Origin of the sequence: Sphingomonas sp. PAMC 26617 (assembly GCF_000242835.1) — a bacterium.
GTDB lineage: Bacteria > Pseudomonadota > Alphaproteobacteria > Sphingomonadales > Sphingomonadaceae > Sphingomonas.
The window spans coordinates 557661-576487 of record NZ_JH594425.1 but is presented as its reverse complement, the minus strand read 5'-3'; the positions used below and the strand labels follow the sequence as shown (position 1 = coordinate 576487).

Sequence of the window (18827 nt, the reverse complement as noted above, 5' to 3'; positions counted from 1 at the left end):
GGCTTTGCCGCGGTCCCCGAGGCCATGATAGCGAGACCGTAATGACCGATGCAACCGCCCTTGTTGCCGACCTGACACGCCGCGCCTGCGCCGCCGCCCGAACGCTGGCGACGCTGCCGACCGCGACCAAGGCGAGCGCGCTGCATGCTGCGGCGGACGCCCTGCGCGCCGCCGAAGTCGCGATCGTCGCGGCCAATGCGGTCGACCTGGACAAGGCCACTGCCGCCGGGCTCTCGGGCGCGCTGCTCGATCGGTTGCGGCTCGACGGCGCGCGCGTGCGCGCGATGGCGGAGGGCGTCGCCGCGGTCGCGGGCTTGCCCGACCCGGTCGGCGCGCTGATCGACGAACGCGTGCGCCCCAACGGGCTGGTGCTGCGCCGCGTGCGCGTGCCGATCGGCGTGATCGGCATCATCTACGAAAGCCGCCCCAACGTCACCGCGGATGCGGCGGCGCTTGCGGTGATGGCGGGCAATGCGGTGATCCTGCGTGGCGGGTCCGAGGCGATCGAGAGCAACCGCGCGATCCACGCGGCGCTGGTGAGCGGCCTCGCCGCGCACGGCGTCCCCGCCGATGCCGCGCAACTCGTGCCGACGACCGATCGCGCCGCGGTCGGGGCGATGCTCGTCGCGGACGGATCGGGCGGGGGGGAGGCGATCGACCTGATCGTGCCGCGTGGCGGCAAGGGGCTGGTCGCGCGAGTCCAGGCCGAGGCGCGCGTTCCGGTGCTCGCGCATCTCGACGGGATCAACCACGTCTATGTCGATGCGTCCGCGGACCCGGCGATGGCGCAGGCGATCGTCTGCGATGCCAAGCTGCGCCGCACGGGCGTCTGTGGCGCGATGGAAACGCTGCTGATCGACCGGGACTATCCGCAGGCAGCGGCGCTGGTCGCGGGCTTGTCCGAAGCCGGGTGCGAGGTCCGCGTCGACGCTGAATTGGCGCGACACTTTCCCGAACTGCCCCGCGCGAGCGACGCCGACTGGGACACCGAATATCTCGACGCCATCGCTTCCGCCGCGCTGGTCGACGGGGTGGAGGGCGCGATCGCGCACATCGCGCGGCACGGGTCGCATCATACCGACGCGATCGTCGCCGCCGATGCGGCGGTCGCGGATCGTTTTCTCGCACAGGTCGACAGCGCGATCGTGCTGTGGAACGCCTCGACCCAATTCGCCGATGGCGGCGAGTTCGGGCTCGGCGCGGAAATCGGGATTGCGACCGGGCGCCTGCACGCCCGCGGGCCGGTCGCGCTGGAGGGGCTCACGACGTACAAATGGATCGGTTATGGGACGGGCCAGGTGCGGGGTTGATGGCGATGCGGTGAGCGATTAGTTTGCCGTCATGAACCATCCCGCGTCCATCTTGCAGTCAGTCACCGCTGAACTCGATGCCGAGACCAGCGCCTTGCTAGATCAGATGGCGGCGTCCCTCGGGATCAGTCCTGCGGCTTACGCTGCTGATGCGATCCGTCGTTCCGTGGTACGCGAAGCGGCGTTCGCGGCCTCCGCACAGGTCGGCATCGACGAACTCGATCGCGGTGAGTCCATTCCGCACGAGGTCGTAATGCGCGACCTCGACGCCATGATCGCCAGGCATGAGGCGCGATGCCGCACCTGATCTGGTCGCCGACGTCCCGTCTGGATCTGGCCGACATCGATGCGTATCTCTCGAAACGGGATCCTGCTGCAGCGGTCCGCATTCTTCGCGCGATCCGGTCGGCAGCTTCGCGCTTGTCGGACTATCCCCGGCTGGGCTGGTCGATTAGCGAGCCGTTTCGCGTGATCAGTGTGCGCCAGACGTCCTATCTGATCCTCTACCGCCTGCGCGATGACAGGGTCGAAATCGTCCGCATCCACCATGGTCGGGAAAACTGGTTCCACGCGATCGAAGCCGAGCTTTGACTCGCATTGGCATCCTCGGCGGCTCGTTCAACCCCGCGCATGCAGGGCATCGCGCGATCAGCCTCGCCGCGCTCGATGCGCTTGGGCTCGACGAAGTGTGGTGGCTGGTCTCGCCGGGCAATCCGCTCAAGCAGAGCCGCAGCGACATGGCGCCATTCGCCGCGCGGTTCGCTTCCGCGACGCGGATGGCGCGCCACGCCCCGATCCGGGTCAGCGCGATCGAACAGCGCCTCGGGACGCGCTACACCGTCGATACGGTCATCAAATTGCGCCGCCTGTATCCCAAGAAGCACTTCATCTGGCTGATGGGATCGGACAATCTCGCGCAGTTCGACCAGTGGAAAGGGTGGCGCACGATCGCGCGCGAGGTTCCGATTGCGGTCATCGCGCGTCCGGGGTATGACCGGGATGCTCTCGCGGCTCCCGCGATGGGTTGGTTGCGGCGCGCTCGTCGGCCCGCACACCAGGCGAAGAACTGGACGCAGTGGAGATTGCCGGCCCTCGTGCTGTTGCGCTTCCGCCCCGACCCGCGCTCCGCGACGCAGCTTCGTGCTGCCGACCCCGCCTGGCAGCGGCATTTCCTGCCGGATACTGACTCTCCCCCTATCGAATAGGAATCGCCTTGGCTTCATCTTCTCCTGTGTATCGCGCGTCCGAACCCGATGAGGTCGAGGCGCTGCATCGGCTCGTGCTCGCGTCGCTCGACGACGATCAGGCGGTCGATACCATTTCGATCCCGCTCGCGGGCAAGTCGACCATCGCGGACTATATGGTGATCGCAAGCGGTCGCTCGACCCGTCAGGTTGCGTCGATGGCGCAGAAGCTGTCCGAGAAGATCAAGGGCGAACTCCGCCGCTCGACCCGGATCGAAGGCTTGCCGACCGCCGACTGGGTACTGATCGACGCGGGCGACGTGATCGTCCACCTGTTCCGCCCCGAAGTCCGCAGCTTCTACAATCTCGAGCGGATGTGGGCATTCGGCGACGCACCGACTCTGCCCGCCACGCCCGATCCGTTCGGCGGCGAAGCGTAAGGCGCACCGGTCGTCGGACCGGGGCAGGGGTGGGGACTGATGCTGCTGCATATCGTCGCGCGCGGGCGGATCGGGCGCGGGCCCGAGGCCGAACTGGTCGAGCGCTATGTCAAACGGCTATCCTGGCCGTACAAAGTGACCGAACTGCCCGACAGCGGCGGCAAGATCCCCGCGCTCGACCCCGGGACCCGCGTCGTCCTGCTCGACGAGACCGGGGTCGTCCTCCCCTCGCGCGAGATTGCAGGGACGCTCGAGAAATGGCGCGATTCGGGCGTGCGCGAGGTCCGTTTCCTGATCGGCGCGGCGGACGGGTTCGACGATGCAGCTCGCGCGCAGGCGGACTTGCTGCTGAGTTTCGGGCGCGCGACCTGGCCGCACCTGCTCGCGCGCGCGATGCTGGCCGAGCAATTGTGGCGCGCGACCAGCATCCTCGCCAACCATCCCTACCACCGCGAGGGCTGATGCGGCGTCGGTCCGTTCTGCTCGCCCTTGCGCTCGCCGCGGCCGGTGGCAGCGCCGCGCCCGCGCAGGACCAGCGCAGCCAGCTTGCCGCCGCCAACGCCCAATCGGCCGCAGCTGCCGCGCGTTCTGCCGCGCTTGAACGGCAGGCCGCGAACGAACAGAATCAGGCCCGCCAGGCGCAGACGCGCGAGGCGGCGGTCGCCGCACGGATCCGGCAGGCCGAGGCAGACGTCGTTGCCGCGCAGGCACGGATCGTGATCGTCGCGCACTTGCTCGAAGCCCAACGGGCGCGGCTCGCGGCGCAGCAGCAACCCGTCGCGCGGTTGCTCGCGGCACTCCAGTCGTTGGCGCGTCGCCCGGCGGTGATCAGCGTTGTCCAGCCCGGATCGATCGACGATATCGTCCATGTCCGCGCAGTCCTCGCGAGCACGCTCCCCGCAATCCGCGCACGCACGCACGGCGTCCGTGCCGAGCTCGCCCGGACCCGGCTGCTTCAGGCGCAGGCGACGCTTGCAGGTCAGGCGTTGGCGGAGGGGCGGACCCGGCTCGAGGCGCAACGGCTTGCGCTGAGCCGGCTCGAAGCCGCGCATCGGCTCCGCGCCCGCGCGCTCGGGCGCGATGCGCTGTTCGAATCGGATCGCGCGATCGCGCTTGGCGAAAAGGCGCGCGACCTGGTCGACGGGATGGACCAGGCCGATACGCTCGCGACGACGCAGCAACAGCTGACAACGCTCCCCGGGCCGGAGCAGCGCCCGGCGCGACCGGGGACGGTCGCGGGCGGCGGCGGCACCGGCTGGTCGCGCGCGACGCCGCCATATCGTCTGCCCGTCAGCGGGCGCATCGCGACGGGGTTCGGCGAAGTGTCCGATGCGGGCGTGCGGTCGCGTGGGCTGACGATCGCGACGCTGGGCCGCGCGCGGGTCGTCGCGCCTGCGGCTGGGCAGGTCGCCTTCGCGGGTCCGTTTCGCGGCTATGGCACGATCGTGATCCTCGATCACGGCGGTGGCTGGACCTCGCTGATCGCGGGGCTCGGCGAAACCACTGCGCGCGCCGGCCAGCACATCGCGCAGGACGCCCTCGTCGGCTATGCCGCGGCAGGCCCGGCACCCCGCGTCACGATCGAATTGCGCCGCCGCGACCGGCCGATCGACATGACGCCGTTGCTTGGCTGAGCCGATCTTGCCGTTCCGCCTGCGTTCATGCGCCGCGTGCTTTGATCGCGCCACAAACCCGGCTACGGTGGACTGATCTCCTCATGCCGTTCGAGTATTCGCCGATGTCGCGCTTTTCCACGTCCCTGCTTCAGGCCTCCGCGATCGCGGCGGTGCTGGCGATCGTGCCGGTCGGCACCAGCGCGATGGCGGCGGTCGACACCGGCACCTATCGCGAGATGTCGGTGTTCCTCGACGTCTATAATCGTGTGAAGGCGGAATATGTCGACAAGGTCGACGACAAGACGCTGGTCAAGGGCGCGATCGACGGGATGCTCGCCGCGCTCGACCCGCACAGCGCCTATGAGACCGGGCTCGATTACGACAATCTGCGGATCCAGACGCTCGGCAGTTATGGCGGGCTTGGCCTGACCGTGACGATGCAGGACGGCGCGATCAAGGTGATCGCCCCGGCGGAAGACACGCCGGGCGGGCGCGCCGGGATCAAGTCGGGCGATTACATCACCCACATCAACGGCAAGCTGATCTTCGGCCAGACGCTCGACGAGGCGATCACGCAGATGCGCGGGCCGCCCGGGTCCAAGGTCGGGCTGACGTTGCTCCGCCCGGGCCGCGACAAGCCGATCGAGGTGTCGCTAGTGCGCGAGAAGATCGTTCAGAAGCCGGTCAAGTGGAGCGTCAAGGACGGCGTCGGGATCATCAACATCAACGCCTTCTCGGAACATACCGGCGAGGCGGTGACCGCCGCGATCAAGGGCATCCAGAAGCAGATCGGGCATGATCCGCTCGGCTATATCGTCGATCTGCGCGACAATGGCGGGGGCCTGCGCGACGAATCGATCGCGGTGGCGGACAATTTCCTGAGCAGCGGCGAGATCGTCTCGCAACGCGGTCGCGACAAGGCGGATATCGAACCCTTCTATGCCGAAAGCTATGTGAAGGGCGACCTCGCGCACGGCGCGCCGATCATCGTGCTGACCAACGCGGGCACCGCGTCCGCGTCCGAGATCGTCGCCGGCGCGTTGCAGGATCATCACCGCGCGCTCGTGATGGGCGAACGCTCGTTCGGCAAGGGCTCGGTCCAGACCGTGATCGACCTTGGCGCGAATGCCGCGCTGCGGCTGACCACGTCGCGCTATTACACGCCGTCGGGCCGCTCGGTGCAGGAAGGCGGGATCGAACCCGATATCGCTGTGCCGCAGATTTCGGACCCGGATTACAAGTCGCGCCCGGTCTTCCGCGAGGACGATCTGCGCCGCCACCTGATCAACGAGGTCAAGGCGGACAATGCCGCGATTGAGGAAGACACCAAGACCGACCCGCGCTTCGCTGCGACGCCGGAGCAATTGAAGGCCAAGGGCATTGAGGATTTCCAGTTGAGCTATGCGCTCCAGACGATCGGCCGGCTCGGGGCCGCGTCGCCACGGTCGGCAACGGCGGCGAAATAGCATGACGACCGATCGTTTCCCGCTCGCGCGCCTGCTCGCGCTGGTCGTCCCCGCAGCGCTGCTGGGCGGCGCATTGGTGTCGCAATATGTCGGCAAGCTGTATCCGTGCGAATTGTGCTGGTTTCAGCGCTATCCGCACGGCGTCGCGATCATCCTCGCGGCACTCGCGTTCGCTGCGCCCGGGCGTGGCGTGCAACGCCTGCTCGTCGCGCTCGCGGGCGTGGCCGTCCTGCTCAGCGGGCTGATCGGGGTGTTTCACGCAGGCGTCGAATATCACTGGTGGCAGGGCTTCACCGAATGCACCTCGACGATGACTGGCCCGGTCACGCTCGAATCGATCATGAAGGCGCCGATCGTCCGGTGCGACGTCGCGCAATGGCGGCTCGGCGGGATTTCGCTCGCCGGGTTCAACGCGATCTTTTCGATCGCAGGAGCAATCGCCATCTTCTGGGCATTGCGGAGGAAATGAGCATGGGCTGGAAGCCGGGCGACGCGCGACGCGCGACCGAATCGATGATCCGGGTGGATCAGGCCGGCGAGTTCGGCGCGACGCGGATCTATGCGGGGCAGCTCGCGGTGCTGGGTGATCGCAGCCCGGCGGCGCGCGCGATCGCGGGGATGGCGAACCAGGAGGCACGCCACCGCGCGTTCTTCGACGCGATGATGGCGCGGCGCAACGTACGCCCGACGCTGCTCGAGCCAATCTGGAACGTCGCGGGGTTCGCGCTCGGTGCGGTGACCGCCGCGATCAGCCCCGAGGCCGCGATGGCGTGCACCGCCGCGGTCGAGACCGAGATCGACAAGCATTACGAAGACCAGCTCGTCGCTTTGGGCGACAGCGACCCTGAGCTGACCGACGCGATCCGCGACTTCCAGGCGGAAGAGGTCGAGCACAAGGAAGCCGCGCTCGCGGCAGGCGCCGAGAACGCGATCGGCTATCCGGTTCTGAGCACGTTCATCCGGCTTGGCTGCAAGGTTGCCATTGCCACGGCCAAACGGATTTGACGGAGAAAGTGATGACCCGAGCCTTGTTCCCCCGGCTGACGCTCGCCGCGACCGTAATGGTCGGCGCAGCTGCCAGCCTCACCGCTCCGGCCCCGCTCGCCGCGCAGAACGTGCCTGCACCGACGATGACGATCTACGGCAACCAGAAGTGCCCGACCGATACCAACGGCAACGAGATCGTCGTCTGCGTGCGCCGCGCCCCTGGCGAACAGTTCCGCATCCCCAAGGAGTTGCGCGAGCTGGAAGTGACACCCGAAAACGAGAGCTGGGCCGCGAAGGCGCAGGCGAACGACAAGGTCGGGGTCGAGGGCATCGGCAGCTGCTCGACCGTCGGCGCGGGCGGCGCCACCGGGTGCCTCGCACAACGCGGCCAGCAATATAAGCGCGAGCGTCAGGCCGCCAAGGCGGACCAGCGCGCAGTCGACCGGGCGCTCGAATAGGATGCGGACGCAACCGGCGTGGTGCTGATCGGGTGCCGGAACGCTTGATCACGCCCGGTTCGTCTTCGACCATCGAAACGGCGCGCGGGCCGCATGGCGTCGCGCTCCTGCTGTTCGCGCTGGTTTGGCTGTCGTGCGTGTGGTTCGGGTCCAACGCGCTCAACCCGAACACCGCGACTCGCCTTTTCGCCGCGATCGCGCTGGTCGAGCACGGCGATGCGCGGATCGACCGGTACCAGTCGCTGACGATCGACAAGGCGCAGTTCGGCAACGGGGCGGCGCGGCATTATTACATGGACAAGGCCCCGGGGATGACCGGGATGGCGGTCCCGGCGGTGTGGGCGGTCAACGCGGTTTCCGGCGCTCGCTCGCAGGACGAGGTGATCGACATCGCCAATCCGCGGTTGCGCGCCTTCCTTGGTGTCCGGCTGTCGCTCGCGGTCGCGGGTAGTGCGGCGTTGCTGACGGCGTTTGCCGCGGTCCTTCTGCTCGATCTCGGGACGGGGATTACGGGCAGCCCCGCCGCTGGGCTGTTCGCCGCGCTGGGATATGCGCTCGGGTCGGTGGCATGGGGCTGGTCGACCACCCTGTTTGGCCATGCGCCGGTCGCCGCACTTCTGCTGATCGCGACCTGGGCGATCTGGCGGGGGACGTCGGGACCTCGCGCGCTTGGCCGGTGGCGCTATCCGGTGATGGCGGGTCTTGCGCTCGGCTGGGCGGCGGCGATCGAATTCCAGGCAGCGCTTGCGGGGCTGGCGATCGGCGTGTGGGCGCTGTGGCGAACCCGTCGCACCGCCGGACCGGTCCGGAACCGTCTGTATGCGGCGGCGCTGCTATCGGCGAGTGTCGCGCTGCTGCCGGTCCTGGCCTATAACGAGATCGCGTTCGGCACGCCGTTCGTGCTCGGCTATCAGGGGGTGGTCGGCTTCCAGGGGATGAACGAGGGGCTGTTCGGCCTGACCTACCCGAAACCGGTTGCGCTGTGGGAGATCCTGTTCGGGCTGCGGCGCGGGCTGTTCTGGGTGGCACCTGTTCTGCTGCTGGGGGTGGTCGGGCTGGTGCGATTGATCCGTACCCCGGCGACACGCGATCTCGGCTGGCTTGCGGTCGCGGTCGTGACGATCGCGCTGCTGGTCAACGCCTCCTACCATTATTGGGACGGCGGCGCATCGGTCGGGCCGCGCCACGCGGTTCCCGCCATTCCCTTCCTCGCGCTCGGCCTCGCCCCCTTATGGGCCTCGCTCGAACACCGCCGCGCGCGCTTAGCCGCAATCGGCGTGCTGGCGCTGTCGAGCGCGATCAACCTGATCGTCGTCAGCACCGACATTTTTGCGCCCGAGGCGATGCTGACGCCGGTCTTGACTCGCAATTTCTCCGGGATGTTCCTGCACGGGAAACTGGATACCGTGCTCAATCTCTACGCCGGCTGGGCCCCGTGGTTCGGCTTTGCGCTGTATCTCGACATTGCCGTGCCGCTGCTGGGACTGATGCTGTGGCAGACACGCCGGGCGGAACGCCGCGTCCGGGCGCAGGGCCGCGCGTAGCGGGTTCGTTTCCCCGTTCGTTCGTTTCGAAACGAACCGGGGAGGGCCAGGCAGACTGCCTAGAACAGTCGCCCGCCATTGGGAACGCCATGCCCGGGCTGGAGCAACACGACTTCGCCCGCCGCGTCGGGGAAGCCGAGCGTCAGCACCTCGGACATGACCGGTCCGATCTGCCGTGGTGGGAAGTTGACGACCGCGGCGACCTGTCGCCCGACGAGCTCCTCCAGCGTGTAATGCACCGTGATCTGCGCCGAGGACCGTTTGATCCCGATCCCGGGGCCGAAGTCGATCGCCAGCCGGTACGCGGGCTTGCGCGCCTGCGGGAAGGGGAGCGCCTCGACGATCGTCCCGACGCGAATGTCGACCTTCAGGAAGTCGTCGAACGCGATCTGGGGCGCCAGATCGGAGGTGACCGGGTCAGAAGTCGACATCGTCATAATGTTTCGGTGCCATGATTCCCTCCATCCGTTCGGACAGCAGCGGGCGGAAACTGGGGCGGCTCTTGAACCCGCGATACCATTTCGCGGTCTGTTCGTGATTCTTCCAGTCAATCCCGCCGAGATAGTCCGCGACCGAAATCTGCGCCGCTGCGGCCAGATCTGCAAGGCTCATCGTCGCACCCGCCATCCAATTGTGATGATCGAGCAGGTAATCGGTATAGTCGAGATGCCGTACCGCCGCCTTCATCGCGTCGCGAAGCCGCTTCGAATCGGGTGGTTCCTTGGTCACGAGCCGCTTCTCCATCCGCTCGTGGAGCAACGGCGCGACGATATCGGCGAAGAACTGCGTATCGAACCACGCGACGAGCCGGCGAATCTCCGCGCGACTGGTCGCGGTGCCGTTGATCATCGCGCTCTTCTCGACCGTTTCCTCGAGATATTCGCAGATCGCCATGGAATCCATCAGCAGGATCCCCCGCGACTGGTCCGCCAGCACGGGCACCTGGCCCGCCGGGTTCATGTCGAGGAATTCGTCGCGGCGTTCCCAGGGGCTTTCGCGGACGAGTTCATAGCCGATGCCCTTTTCGCCGAGCAGGAGGCGGACCTTGCGCGAGAACGGGCAGAGCGGGAATTGATAGAGTTGCCACATATCCTGCGTGGTAGAAGCAGTGCGGCGCAGGGGGAAGATGGCGCGCGGGATTAATCGGTCGGGTGCATCCCGGGGACGACCGCTGGGGTGGCCGGTAGTCGGCCGTTACAGCAGCGTCCTGCTGACTTCACTTCCCCGGCGAAGGCCGGGGCCCAAGAGCGCAGCCGGGGAATGGATGGGCTGCGCTACGGTACTTCGGCCATTCCACCTGGGCCGCGGCCTTCGCCGGGGAAGAATGTTTCCCAGCGCCGCCAGACCGCCGAGCGGCAAAAACTAGGGATTTAGCGCGCCGCGTCCAACCCCAGACCGCTGCTCCCGAGGACCGTGCGGAGCCGGTCGGCGGTGCGCTGGAGTTCGGCGGTCATGCTGGCGATGTCCTTGGCGGCCTGTCCGGTCGCCGCGATCGCGCCCTTCGCGCCCTTGTGGAGATGGTCCGCATAGTGCGGGTCCTGCCGGCCGATCACGTCGCCGAGCGTGTCCTCCTGGCGGATGCCCGCGTCCGGCCCCGCCAGTTTCGCAACCGGCCCCACGCGGGTCTGGAGCAAGGCGCCCGCATATTGGTCGACGACCGCGGCTAGCCCTTCCTGCACCAGCGGGTTCGACAGCAACGCACCGACCTGTGCGGCGTCGATCGACGGTGCGGGGCGCGGGGCGGGTTCGCGCGCAAGCGCCGGGGTGGCGGCGGTCAGGGCGAACAAACCGAGGAGATACAGGCGCATGGCGTACCTTTTGGGATGCGGTGAAGGCGCACGTATAGCAGCTTCCACGGCGTGCGTCGATTGGCGAAGCCGTATGGGGTCAGCTTCGGGCACGCCCTCTCTGCAATCATCCCCCCCCGGCGAAGGCCGGGGTCCAAGAGCGACGGCCGATGTAACGTCGCCGATCGCGACGGTACGACCGCGCCACTTTTGGGCCCCGGCCTTGGCCGGGGAGGGCATCCAAAAAGCCGCTGCTAAACACCTTTGCGCAGACCGTCCGGTGCGCTTTGCTGCCGAGGCGGTGCGGCCCCGCGCTACTCCGCCGCCTCCTGTTCCACCCGGTCGTCGATCGAATGGCTCAGCCGCGTCAGCATTTCCTTTGGCACGACCTGCCAGAAGCGATCCACCACGCGGCCCCAGTCGTCGAGCAACGCGCCCGACCATTTGCTGTCGGTCGCGGCATGATGCGCGCGGACCATCCCGAGCAGCACCGCTTCCCAATGCAGCGACGAGAGCCGGTTCCACGTGATGCTGTCCGGGTTGGCGCGCCGCGCGAAGCTGCCGTCGGCATCGTAGATGAACGCCATCCCGCCGGTCATCCCCGCACCGAAATTGGCGCCGACCGTACCAAGCACGACAGCGGTCCCGCCGGTCATATATTCACAGCCATTCGCGCCACAGCCTTCGACCACCACGTTCGCGCCCGAGTTGCGCACCGCGAACCGCTCGCCCGCCTGGCCCGCGGCATAGAGGCTGCCCGAGGTCGCGCCGTACAGCACGGTATTGCCGATGATCGTATTGTCCTGGCTGACCAGCGGCGAACTCACCACCGGGCGCACCGCGATGATCCCTCCGGACAGCCCCTTGCCGACATAGTCATTGGCATCGCCGAACACCTCGAGCGTGATCCCCTTGCAGAGGAACGCGCCGAGGCTTTGCCCCGCCGAGCCACGCAGCCGGACGTGGACATGCCCGTCCGCGAGAGCCGACATGCCGAAGGTCCGCGTGATCTCGCTCGACAGCCGCGTGCCGACCGCGCGGTGCGTGTTGCGTACCGAATAGGTCAGCTGCATCTTCTCGCGCCGGCTGAAGACCGCGCCCGCATCCTTGATGATCTGCGCATCCAGGCTGTCGGGCACTTCGTTGCGCCGCGTCGTCAGGCTGAAGCGGCGCTGGTCGTCGGGCGCATCGACCTTGGCGAGGATCGGGTTGAGATCGAGATCGTCGAGATGTTCGGCGCCCCGGCTGACCTGGCGGAGCAGTTCGGTGCGGCCAATCACTTCGTCGAGGCTGCGGAAGCCGAGCCGCGCGAGGATGTCGCGGACTTCCTCGGCGATGAAGGTCATGAGATTGATGACCTTTTCGGGCGTGCCGGTGAACTTGTCGCGCAGCTTCTGGTCCTGCGTGCAGACGCCCACGGGGCACGTGTTCGAATGGCACTGGCGCACCATGATGCAGCCCATCGCGACGAGCGACAGCGTGCCGATCCCGAACTCCTCCGCGCCGAGGATCGCCGCAATCACGATATCGCGCCCGGTCTTGAGCCCGCCATCGGTCCGCAGCTTGATCCGCCCGCGCAAACCGTTGAGCGTCAGCGTCTGGTTGACTTCGGACAGCCCCATTTCCCACGGCGTGCCGGCATATTTGATGCTGGTCTGCGGGGAGGCACCGGTGCCGCCGACATGGCCTGCGATCAGGATGACGTCGGCATGCGCCTTCGCCACGCCCGCCGCGACCGTGCCGATCCCGGCGGACGAGACGAGCTTGACGCACACCCGCGCGGTCGGGTTGATCTGCTTGCAGTCGTAGATGAGCTGCGCGAGATCCTCGATCGAATAGATGTCGTGATGCGGCGGCGGCGAGATGAGCGTCACGCCGGGGGTGGCATGGCGCAGCTTGGCGATGAACTCGGTCACCTTGAAGCCGGGGAGCTGCCCGCCCTCGCCGGGCTTGGCCCCCTGCGCGACCTTGATCTCGATCTCTTCGCAGGCGTTGAGATATTCCGCGGTCACGCCGAAGCGCCCGCTGGCGATCTGCTTGACGCCCGAATTGGCGTTGTCGCCATTGGCACGCGGGGAGAAGCGTTCGGTATCCTCGCCGCCTTCGCCTGACACCGCCTTGGCGCCGATCCGGTTCATCGCGATCGCGAGCGTTTCATGCGCCTCCGGGCTGAGCGCGCCGAGCGACATGCCCGGCGTCACGAACCGCTTACGGATCTCGGTGATCGCCTCGACCTGGTCGACCGGGATGCCTTCGTCGGGATATTTGAACTGGAGCAAGTCGCGCAGATAGACCGGGGGCAGCGCCTCCACCCCACGTGCGAATTGCAGATAGGTCGAATAGCTGTCGGTCGCGACCGAGTTCTGCAGCAGGTGCATCAGCTGCGCCGAGTAGGCGTGGGTCTCGCCGGTGTGGCGCTGGCGATAGAAGCCGCCGATCGGGAGCGTGGCGACGCCCTCGTCGAACGCCTTGTCGTGGCGCAGCTGCGCGTTGAGGTGGAGCGAGGCATAGCCTTCGCCCGAAATCTTCGCTGGCATGCCGGGGAACAGGTCGTTGACGAGCGCGCGGCTGAGGCCGACCGCCTCGAAGTTGTAGCCGCCGCGATAGCTGGAGATCACCGCGATCCCCATCTTCGACATGATCTTGAGCAGCCCTTCGTCCACCGCGGTGCGGTGCCGTGTGAGACATTCGGCGAGGGTCAGCGCGCCGAACAGCCCGCGCGCCTGGCGATCCGCGATCGACGCTTCGGCCAGATAGGCGTGGACGGTGGTCGCGCCGACGCCGATCAGCACCGCATAATAATGCGTGTCGAGGCATTCGGCGGTCTGGATGTTGATGCTGGCGTAGGAGCGCAGCCCCATGCGGACGAGGTGCGTATGCACCGCCGCCGCCGCGAGGACGCCCGCAATGCCGATCCGGTCCACGCCGATCGCCATGTCGGTCAGGAACAGCTCGCTCTTGCCCTGGCGCACCGCCGTTACCGCCTCGGCACGGATGCGGGCGATAGCGGCACGGAGCGTTTCCGGCCCGCCGCCGGCCTCGAAGGTGCAGTCGATTTCAGCGCCTTGCGATCCGAAATGCGCCTTGAGCTGCGCCCAGCTCGTGCCATCGAGCACCGGCGATTGCAGCACCAGCACGCCGTCGCGCCGGTCCTCGGTGTCGAGGATGTTGGCGAGATTGCCGAACCGCGTCTTGAGCGACATCACATGGCGTTCGCGCAACGGGTCGATCGGCGGGTTGGTGACCTGGCTGAAATTCTGCCGGAAGAACTGGCTGATCAGCCGTGGCTTGTCCGAAATCACGGCAAGCGGCGTATCGTCGCCCATCGAGCCGATCGCTTCCTTCGCGCCCTCGACCATCGGCGACAGGATCAGCTCCATATCCTCGAGCGTCTGCCCCGCCGCAACCTGGCGGCGGGTGAGGTCGGCACGGTCGAAGTGCGTGATCGCATCCTCGGCGGGCTGCGGCAGCGCCTCGATCCGCTTGAACGCACCGATCATCGCGGCGTAATCCGCCTCGCCCGCGATCTGGTCCTTGATCGCGCGGTCATGGTACAGCACGCCCTCGTCGAGATCGATCGCAAGCATCTGGCCCGGCCCGAGCCGGCCTTTCTCGATGATCGTCGATTCGGGAACGACGACCATCCCGCTTTCCGACCCGACGATGACGATCCCGTCGACCGTGCGGACATAGCGCAGCGGACGGAGCGCGTTGCGGTCCATCCCCGCGACCGCCCAGCGGCCATCGGTCATCGCGAGCGCGGCGGGGCCGTCCCACGGTTCCATCACCGACGCGAGATACTGGTACATCGAGAGATGTTCGGCGGGCATGTCGATCGAATCCGCCATCGCCTCGGGCACCAGCATCAGCTTGGCGGTCGGGGCATCTCTCCCTGAGCGGCAGATCGCCTCGAACACCGCGTCGAGGGCTGCGGTGTCGGATGCGCCCGCCGGGATCACCGGCTTGATGTCCTCCGACTGATCGCCGAACGACAGGCTCGCCATCTTGATCTCGTGGCTGAGCATCCAGTTCTTGTTGCCGCGGATCGTGTTGATCTCGCCATTGTGCGCGAGGCAGCGGAACGGCTGCGCCAGCCACCATTGCGGGAAGGTGTTGGTCGAGTAGCGCTGATGGAAGATCGCGACGCGGCTCTCGAACCGCGGGTCGCGCAGATCGGGGTAGAACACCGACAGCGATTCCGCGAGGAACAGGCCCTTGTAGATGATCGACCGGCACGACAGCGAGCAGACGTAGAAGCCCTGGATCTGCGCCGCGATCACGCGCTTCTCGATCCGGCGACGAACGAGATAGAGGTTCTTCTCGAACTCGGCGGCGGTCTGGTCGTCGGGCAGGGGGCCCGCGATCATGATCTGCTCGATCTCGGGGCGAGTCGCCTGCGCCTTCTGGCCGATCACCGACACGTCGACCGGCACCTGGCGCCAGCCGTAGATGGTATAGCCTTCCTCGATGATCGCGCTTTCGACGATCGTGCGGCACGCCTCCTGCGCGCCGAGATCGGTGCGCGGCAGGAAGATCATCCCGACCGCGAGCCGGTTTGGCATCGGGCGATGCCCCGAGGCGGCGACCGCATCGTCGAAGAACTTGAGCGGAAGGTCGATGTGGAGGCCCGCGCCGTCGCCGGTCTTGCCGTCGGCATCGACTGCGCCGCGGTGCCACACCGCCTTCAGCGCATCGATCGCGGATTGCACGACCCGGCGCGATGGCGTTCCATCGGTCGCGGCGACGAGACCGACGCCGCAGGCGTCGCCCTCGAATTCGGGGCGATACATGCCGTGTTCGGCGAGGCGGAGGCGTTCGGAGTCCATGTTGGTCATGCCAATAGTCTCTCTTGTTCGACGAAGCGCTCGATAGCCGCCCACGTCTCGATCAGGGTTTCCCGCGCATCCCACGCTGCATTCACTTGGTCGGCGCGCTTTTGCGGGTTGAGGGGATATTCGTGCGCTAGGGCATTGCGGGTGCGTACCGCATCCGCCCAGATTGTCTCGTTTGGCAGTATCCCCAAAGCATAGGCGCGGCGGGTTACATCCACTGAAGTCAGGCGTTCGATCTTGCCATGCTCCATGATCTTCGAGATCGCTTTCAACGTGCGATGCAGCGCATCCTCGAACTGTTCGTAGCGCTTCAGATACCCCAGCACGTAGCTATCTTCCTCGAACGGAAGCTCGTCGATGCGGGCTGCCGTCATCGGCACCAGCGGTTCAACCAATGCGACGGTTCTGACGAATCCCGTATGAAGCCGACCGCATGTCGCAAGATAGTCCGTAAGCAGGGCGCGTTCGCCGTCTCGCGTCACAGCACCACTCCGTCGCGGTAGGCAATCTGCTCGATCGGGGTGGGTGTCGCTCCGCGTTTGGTCGCAATCAAATCGACGCGCTGGGCATCTATCCGGGCGAACAGCCGTTCCAGAAACACATCCTTGGCACGCCAAACATCGACCTCGTCCTGCGTTTCGACATGGAGGTCGATATCACCGCCACACCGCGTGTCGATAGTACGGCTACCATACAGGCGCACCACGGCGTCCGGGCCGAATGTCAGCCGGGTCGCCGCCTTAATGGCCGAAACCTCTTTGTCGGTCAGCCTCATGCCGCCTTCCTCGCAGCGCTCGCTTTCGCCTTGAGGAACTTGTGCATGCTCGCCGCCACGTCGCGTCCGTCGCGGATCGCCCACACCACGAGCGACGCGCCGCGCACGATGTCACCCGCCGCGAACACGCCGTCGAGCGAGGTCATCAGCGTCTTGTTGTCGACCAGCACCGTGCCCCAGCGGGTCACGCCAAGCTCGGGCGCTTCGAACAGCCGCGGCAGATCCTCGGCATCGAAGCCGAGCGCCTTGATAACGAGATCGGCCTGCAGATCGAACCCGCCCTCGGGATCGATCTCGGGGGCGCGCCGACCGCTCGCATCGGGGGCGCCGAGCCGCATCGCGCTCGCCTTGACGCCAGACACACGGTCTTCGCCGACGAAGCTTTCGGGCGCGGACAGCCAGACGAACTCGACGCCTTCTTCCTCGGCATTGTTCACTTCGCGCTGCGAGCCCGGCATGTTGGCGCGGTCGCGGCGGTAGAGGCACTTCACCGAGGCGGCATCCTGGCGGATCGCGGTGCGGACGCAGTCCATCGCGGTATCGCCGCCGCCGATCACGACGACATGCTTGCCCGCGGCATTGAGGCTGCCGTCGTCATACGCAGGGACGGCATCGCCGAAATTCTTGCGGTTCGACGCAGTCAGGAAATCGAGCGCATCGACCACGCCGTCACGCTCGACGCCGGGGGCCTTGATCGCGCGCGCCTTGTACACGCCGGTCGCGATCAGCAGCGCGTCATGGCGCTGGCGCAATGCGTCGAGCGTCGCGTCGCGACCGACCTCGAAGCTCTCGTGGAACACGATCCCGCCCGCCTTGAGCCGCTCGACCCGGCGCGTAACGACGGGCTTCTCGAGCTTGAAGCCGGGGATGCCGTAGGTCAGCAATCCACCCGCGCGGTCGTAGCGATCATAGACGTGGACGTCATAGCCGTTGCCGCGCAGATATTCCGCTGCGGACAAGCCTGCGGGTCCGGCACCGATCACGCCGACCGACTGGCCGCGTGCGGGGCCGACGACGAGCGGCTCGACCCAGCCTTCTTCCCAGGCAGTATCGGTGATGAACTTCTCGACCGCGCCGATCGTCACCGCGCCATGCCCGGAGAATTCAATAACGCAATTGCCCTCGCACAGCCGGTCCTGCGGGCAGATCCGGCCGCAGATCTCGGGCATGGTCGAGGTCGCGTTGCTCAGCTCATAGGCTTCGCGCAGCCGCCCCTCGGCGGTCAGACGGAGCCAGTCGGGGATGTGATTGTGCAGCGGGCAATGCACCGAGCAATAGGGCACGCCGCATTGCGAGCAACGGCCGGCCTGTTCCTCGGCATCGGGGACCGCATAGCGATCCGCGATCTCCTGGAAGTCCTCCGCCCGCAGCTCGGGCTCGCGCTTGGCCGGGTAGGCCTGCTCGCGATCGACAAACTTGAGCAGCAAAAAGTCCGCCATGCACCCATCCTTTCGAGAATGCGGCGCATATCGCACTATTATGTCGCTGTCACCTTGAATCCACAACATAGGTCAGCATACGTGACATAAATAGCGTTCGGCAAGGCGCCCGACAGGATATTCCGTTGGCAACAGCTGCCCGAAAGAACCGATACGGCCCTAAAACGTGGAAAGCCACGCCAGGGCAACGGCACCCGCGATGATCCGGTACACCGCGAAGGGCACGAAACCGTACCGTGTCACGACCCCGATGAACCATTTTACCACCAACAGGGCGACGACGAACGCCACGGCAAATCCCAGCGCGATCGCGCCAAGCCCAACCCCTTGCCCGCTCATCAACTCATGACGGTTCTTGACGAGTTCGAGCGTCGTCGCGCCCAGCATCGTGGGGATCGCGAGAAAGAAGCTGAACTCCGCCGCCGTCCGCCGCTCGACACCGAGCGCGAGCGCGCCAAGAATCGTCGCGCCCGACCGGCTGACGCCGGGGACCATCGCCAGGCACTGCAGGAAGCCGATCCCGATGACCTTGGGCAAGGGAATGTCGGCGACTCCGACGATATCGCTCCTGGGGGCAAGCCGCTCGACCGCGATGATCGCAAACCCGCCGACGATCAACGCAATCGCCACCACCTCGGCATTGCCGAGCAACGCCTCGATCTGCTTGTGGATCGCAAGGCCGATCACGGCGGCCGGAACGAAGGCGACTAGCACGTTGCGGACGAACAGCAGCGACTTGGGTTCGCGCTTCATCACCCCCATGCCGACCGCCCAGAACGTCCGCCAATAGAGCGCCACGATCGCGAGGATCGCCCCCAGCTGGATGATCACGTTGAAGGCACCCCAGCGCGCTGCATCATAGCCGAGCAGCTTGGTCGCGAGGATCAAATGGCCGGTCGAGGAGACGGGCAGGAACTCAGTGACCCCCTCGACGATGCCGAGGAGGATGATGCTGATGATTTCGTTCACGAACGTTCCCTTTCAGGATC

Annotated in this window: 20 protein-coding genes; 12 read left to right on the top strand and 8 right to left on the bottom strand. The window is 66.8% G+C overall.

Translation table 11 applies throughout. The annotated features are described in order from the left end of the window. The first annotated feature begins 41 nt into the window (after positions 1-41). From RH91_RS02335 to RH91_RS02280, 12 genes are all read left to right on the top strand, one after another. Complete coding sequence (locus RH91_RS02335) at positions 42-1310, top strand: glutamate-5-semialdehyde dehydrogenase (protein WP_010160898.1); 1269 nt, start codon at positions 42-44, stop codon at positions 1308-1310. Between the two features lie 31 nt (positions 1311-1341). Continuing rightward, positions 1342-1617, top strand: coding sequence for a CopG family ribbon-helix-helix protein (locus RH91_RS02330; protein ID WP_051116664.1), 276 nt, complete (start codon positions 1342-1344; stop codon positions 1615-1617). Beyond that, entirely contained in the window at positions 1605-1901 is a 297-nt protein-coding gene (locus tag RH91_RS02325) for a type II toxin-antitoxin system RelE/ParE family toxin (RefSeq protein WP_010160896.1), read from the top strand. Before RH91_RS02330 ends, RH91_RS02325 begins: the two co-directional genes overlap by 13 nt. Next, positions 1898-2515 (top strand): nicotinate-nucleotide adenylyltransferase, encoded by a 618-nt coding sequence (locus tag RH91_RS02320; RefSeq protein ID WP_010160894.1) that lies wholly within the window; start codon positions 1898-1900, stop codon positions 2513-2515. The genes RH91_RS02325 and RH91_RS02320 overlap by 4 nt, the downstream gene beginning before the upstream one ends. 8 nt (positions 2516-2523) lie before the next feature. Beyond that, entirely contained in the window at positions 2524-2934 is a 411-nt protein-coding gene (gene rsfS, locus RH91_RS02315) for a ribosome silencing factor (RefSeq protein ID WP_232283388.1), read from the top strand. A 39-nt stretch (positions 2935-2973) separates the two neighbouring features. Further along, positions 2974-3396 (top strand): 23S rRNA (pseudouridine(1915)-N(3))-methyltransferase RlmH, encoded by a 423-nt coding sequence (locus RH91_RS02310; RefSeq protein ID WP_010160892.1) that lies wholly within the window; start codon positions 2974-2976, stop codon positions 3394-3396. Continuing rightward, on the top strand, positions 3396-4568 hold the full coding sequence (locus RH91_RS02305; protein ID WP_010160891.1) for a murein hydrolase activator EnvC family protein: 1173 nt from the start codon (positions 3396-3398) through the stop codon (positions 4566-4568). The genes RH91_RS02310 and RH91_RS02305 overlap by 1 nt, the downstream gene beginning before the upstream one ends. A gap of 104 nt (positions 4569-4672) precedes the next feature. Further along, positions 4673-6016: a S41 family peptidase gene (locus tag RH91_RS02300; RefSeq protein WP_029623540.1), complete on the top strand. Its 1344-nt coding sequence runs from the start codon at positions 4673-4675 to the stop codon at positions 6014-6016. A gap of 1 nt (position 6017) precedes the next feature. Continuing rightward, positions 6018-6485 (top strand): disulfide bond formation protein B, encoded by a 468-nt coding sequence (locus RH91_RS02295; RefSeq protein WP_010160889.1) that lies wholly within the window; start codon positions 6018-6020, stop codon positions 6483-6485. A 2-nt stretch (positions 6486-6487) separates the two neighbouring features. After that, positions 6488-7021 (top strand): demethoxyubiquinone hydroxylase family protein, encoded by a 534-nt coding sequence (locus tag RH91_RS02290; RefSeq protein ID WP_029623539.1) that lies wholly within the window; start codon positions 6488-6490, stop codon positions 7019-7021. A gap of 11 nt (positions 7022-7032) precedes the next feature. After that, positions 7033-7461 (top strand): hypothetical protein, encoded by a 429-nt coding sequence (locus tag RH91_RS02285; protein WP_010215176.1) that lies wholly within the window; start codon positions 7033-7035, stop codon positions 7459-7461. A 44-nt stretch (positions 7462-7505) separates the two neighbouring features. Beyond that, entirely contained in the window at positions 7506-9005 is a 1500-nt protein-coding gene (locus RH91_RS02280; RefSeq protein WP_010160885.1) for a hypothetical protein, read from the top strand. Between the two features lie 59 nt (positions 9006-9064). On the opposite strand, the gene RH91_RS02275 is transcribed toward RH91_RS02280, so the two are convergent. The 8 genes from RH91_RS02275 to RH91_RS02240 all read right to left on the bottom strand — a co-directional run bounded on the left by RH91_RS02275 (position 9065) and on the right by RH91_RS02240 (position 18807). Next, positions 9065-9442 carry a tRNA-binding protein gene (locus RH91_RS02275; RefSeq protein ID WP_010160884.1) on the bottom strand — a complete coding sequence of 126 codons (378 nt, stop codon included), beginning with the start codon at positions 9440-9442 and terminating at the stop codon, positions 9065-9067. Next, positions 9423-10094 carry a glutathione S-transferase family protein gene (locus RH91_RS02270; protein ID WP_010160883.1) on the bottom strand — a complete coding sequence of 224 codons (672 nt, stop codon included), beginning with the start codon at positions 10092-10094 and terminating at the stop codon, positions 9423-9425. The genes RH91_RS02275 and RH91_RS02270 overlap by 20 nt, the downstream gene beginning before the upstream one ends. A gap of 281 nt (positions 10095-10375) precedes the next feature. Then, positions 10376-10813, bottom strand: a complete 438-nt coding sequence (locus tag RH91_RS02265; RefSeq protein ID WP_010160882.1) for a hypothetical protein — start codon at positions 10811-10813, stop codon at positions 10376-10378. A gap of 293 nt (positions 10814-11106) precedes the next feature. Beyond that, positions 11107-15627, bottom strand: a complete 4521-nt coding sequence (gene gltB, locus RH91_RS02260) for a glutamate synthase large subunit (RefSeq protein WP_010160881.1) — start codon at positions 15625-15627, stop codon at positions 11107-11109. Then, positions 15624-16106 carry a hypothetical protein gene (locus tag RH91_RS02255; RefSeq protein ID WP_010160880.1) on the bottom strand — a complete coding sequence of 161 codons (483 nt, stop codon included), beginning with the start codon at positions 16104-16106 and terminating at the stop codon, positions 15624-15626. Before RH91_RS02255 ends, gltB begins: the two co-directional genes overlap by 4 nt. Further along, a complete protein-coding gene (locus RH91_RS02250; RefSeq protein ID WP_010160879.1) occupies positions 16103-16399 on the bottom strand; it encodes a hypothetical protein in 297 nt (98 codons plus the stop codon). Before RH91_RS02250 ends, RH91_RS02255 begins: the two co-directional genes overlap by 4 nt. Beyond that, on the bottom strand, positions 16396-17838 hold the full coding sequence (locus RH91_RS02245; RefSeq protein WP_010160877.1) for an NAD(P)-dependent oxidoreductase: 1443 nt from the start codon (positions 17836-17838) through the stop codon (positions 16396-16398). Before RH91_RS02245 ends, RH91_RS02250 begins: the two co-directional genes overlap by 4 nt. 159 nt (positions 17839-17997) lie before the next feature. Then, positions 17998-18807, bottom strand: a complete 810-nt coding sequence (locus tag RH91_RS02240; RefSeq protein WP_010160876.1) for an undecaprenyl-diphosphate phosphatase — start codon at positions 18805-18807, stop codon at positions 17998-18000. Between the last annotated feature and the right edge of the window lie 20 nt (positions 18808-18827).

Excerpts from the sequence above, each read along its gene's own strand:
- RH91_RS02250 (WP_010160879.1), bottom strand. The coding sequence starts at position 16,399 with ATGAGGCTGACCGACAAAGAGGTTTCGGCCATTAAGGCGGCGACCCGG.
- RH91_RS02330 (WP_051116664.1), top strand. The coding sequence starts at position 1,342 with ATGAACCATCCCGCGTCCATCTTGCAGTCAGTCACCGCTGAACTCGAT.
- RH91_RS02300 (WP_029623540.1), top strand. The coding sequence starts at position 4,673 with ATGTCGCGCTTTTCCACGTCCCTGCTTCAGGCCTCCGCGATCGCGGCG.
- RH91_RS02275 (WP_010160884.1), bottom strand. The coding sequence starts at position 9,442 with ATGACGATGTCGACTTCTGACCCGGTCACCTCCGATCTGGCGCCCCAG.
- RH91_RS02285 (WP_010215176.1), top strand. The coding sequence starts at position 7,033 with ATGACCCGAGCCTTGTTCCCCCGGCTGACGCTCGCCGCGACCGTAATG.
- RH91_RS02310 (WP_010160892.1), top strand. The coding sequence starts at position 2,974 with ATGCTGCTGCATATCGTCGCGCGCGGGCGGATCGGGCGCGGGCCCGAG.
- RH91_RS02245 (WP_010160877.1), bottom strand. The coding sequence starts at position 17,838 with ATGGCGGACTTTTTGCTGCTCAAGTTTGTCGATCGCGAGCAGGCCTAC.
- RH91_RS02265 (WP_010160882.1), bottom strand. The coding sequence starts at position 10,813 with ATGCGCCTGTATCTCCTCGGTTTGTTCGCCCTGACCGCCGCCACCCCG.
- RH91_RS02335 (WP_010160898.1), top strand. The coding sequence starts at position 42 with ATGACCGATGCAACCGCCCTTGTTGCCGACCTGACACGCCGCGCCTGC.
- RH91_RS02325 (WP_010160896.1), top strand. The coding sequence starts at position 1,605 with ATGCCGCACCTGATCTGGTCGCCGACGTCCCGTCTGGATCTGGCCGAC.
- RH91_RS02305 (WP_010160891.1), top strand. The coding sequence starts at position 3,396 with ATGCGGCGTCGGTCCGTTCTGCTCGCCCTTGCGCTCGCCGCGGCCGGT.
- RH91_RS02270 (WP_010160883.1), bottom strand. The coding sequence starts at position 10,094 with ATGTGGCAACTCTATCAATTCCCGCTCTGCCCGTTCTCGCGCAAGGTC.
- gltB (WP_010160881.1), bottom strand. The coding sequence starts at position 15,627 with ATGACCAACATGGACTCCGAACGCCTCCGCCTCGCCGAACACGGCATG.
- RH91_RS02295 (WP_010160889.1), top strand. The coding sequence starts at position 6,018 with ATGACGACCGATCGTTTCCCGCTCGCGCGCCTGCTCGCGCTGGTCGTC.
- RH91_RS02290 (WP_029623539.1), top strand. The coding sequence starts at position 6,488 with ATGGGCTGGAAGCCGGGCGACGCGCGACGCGCGACCGAATCGATGATC.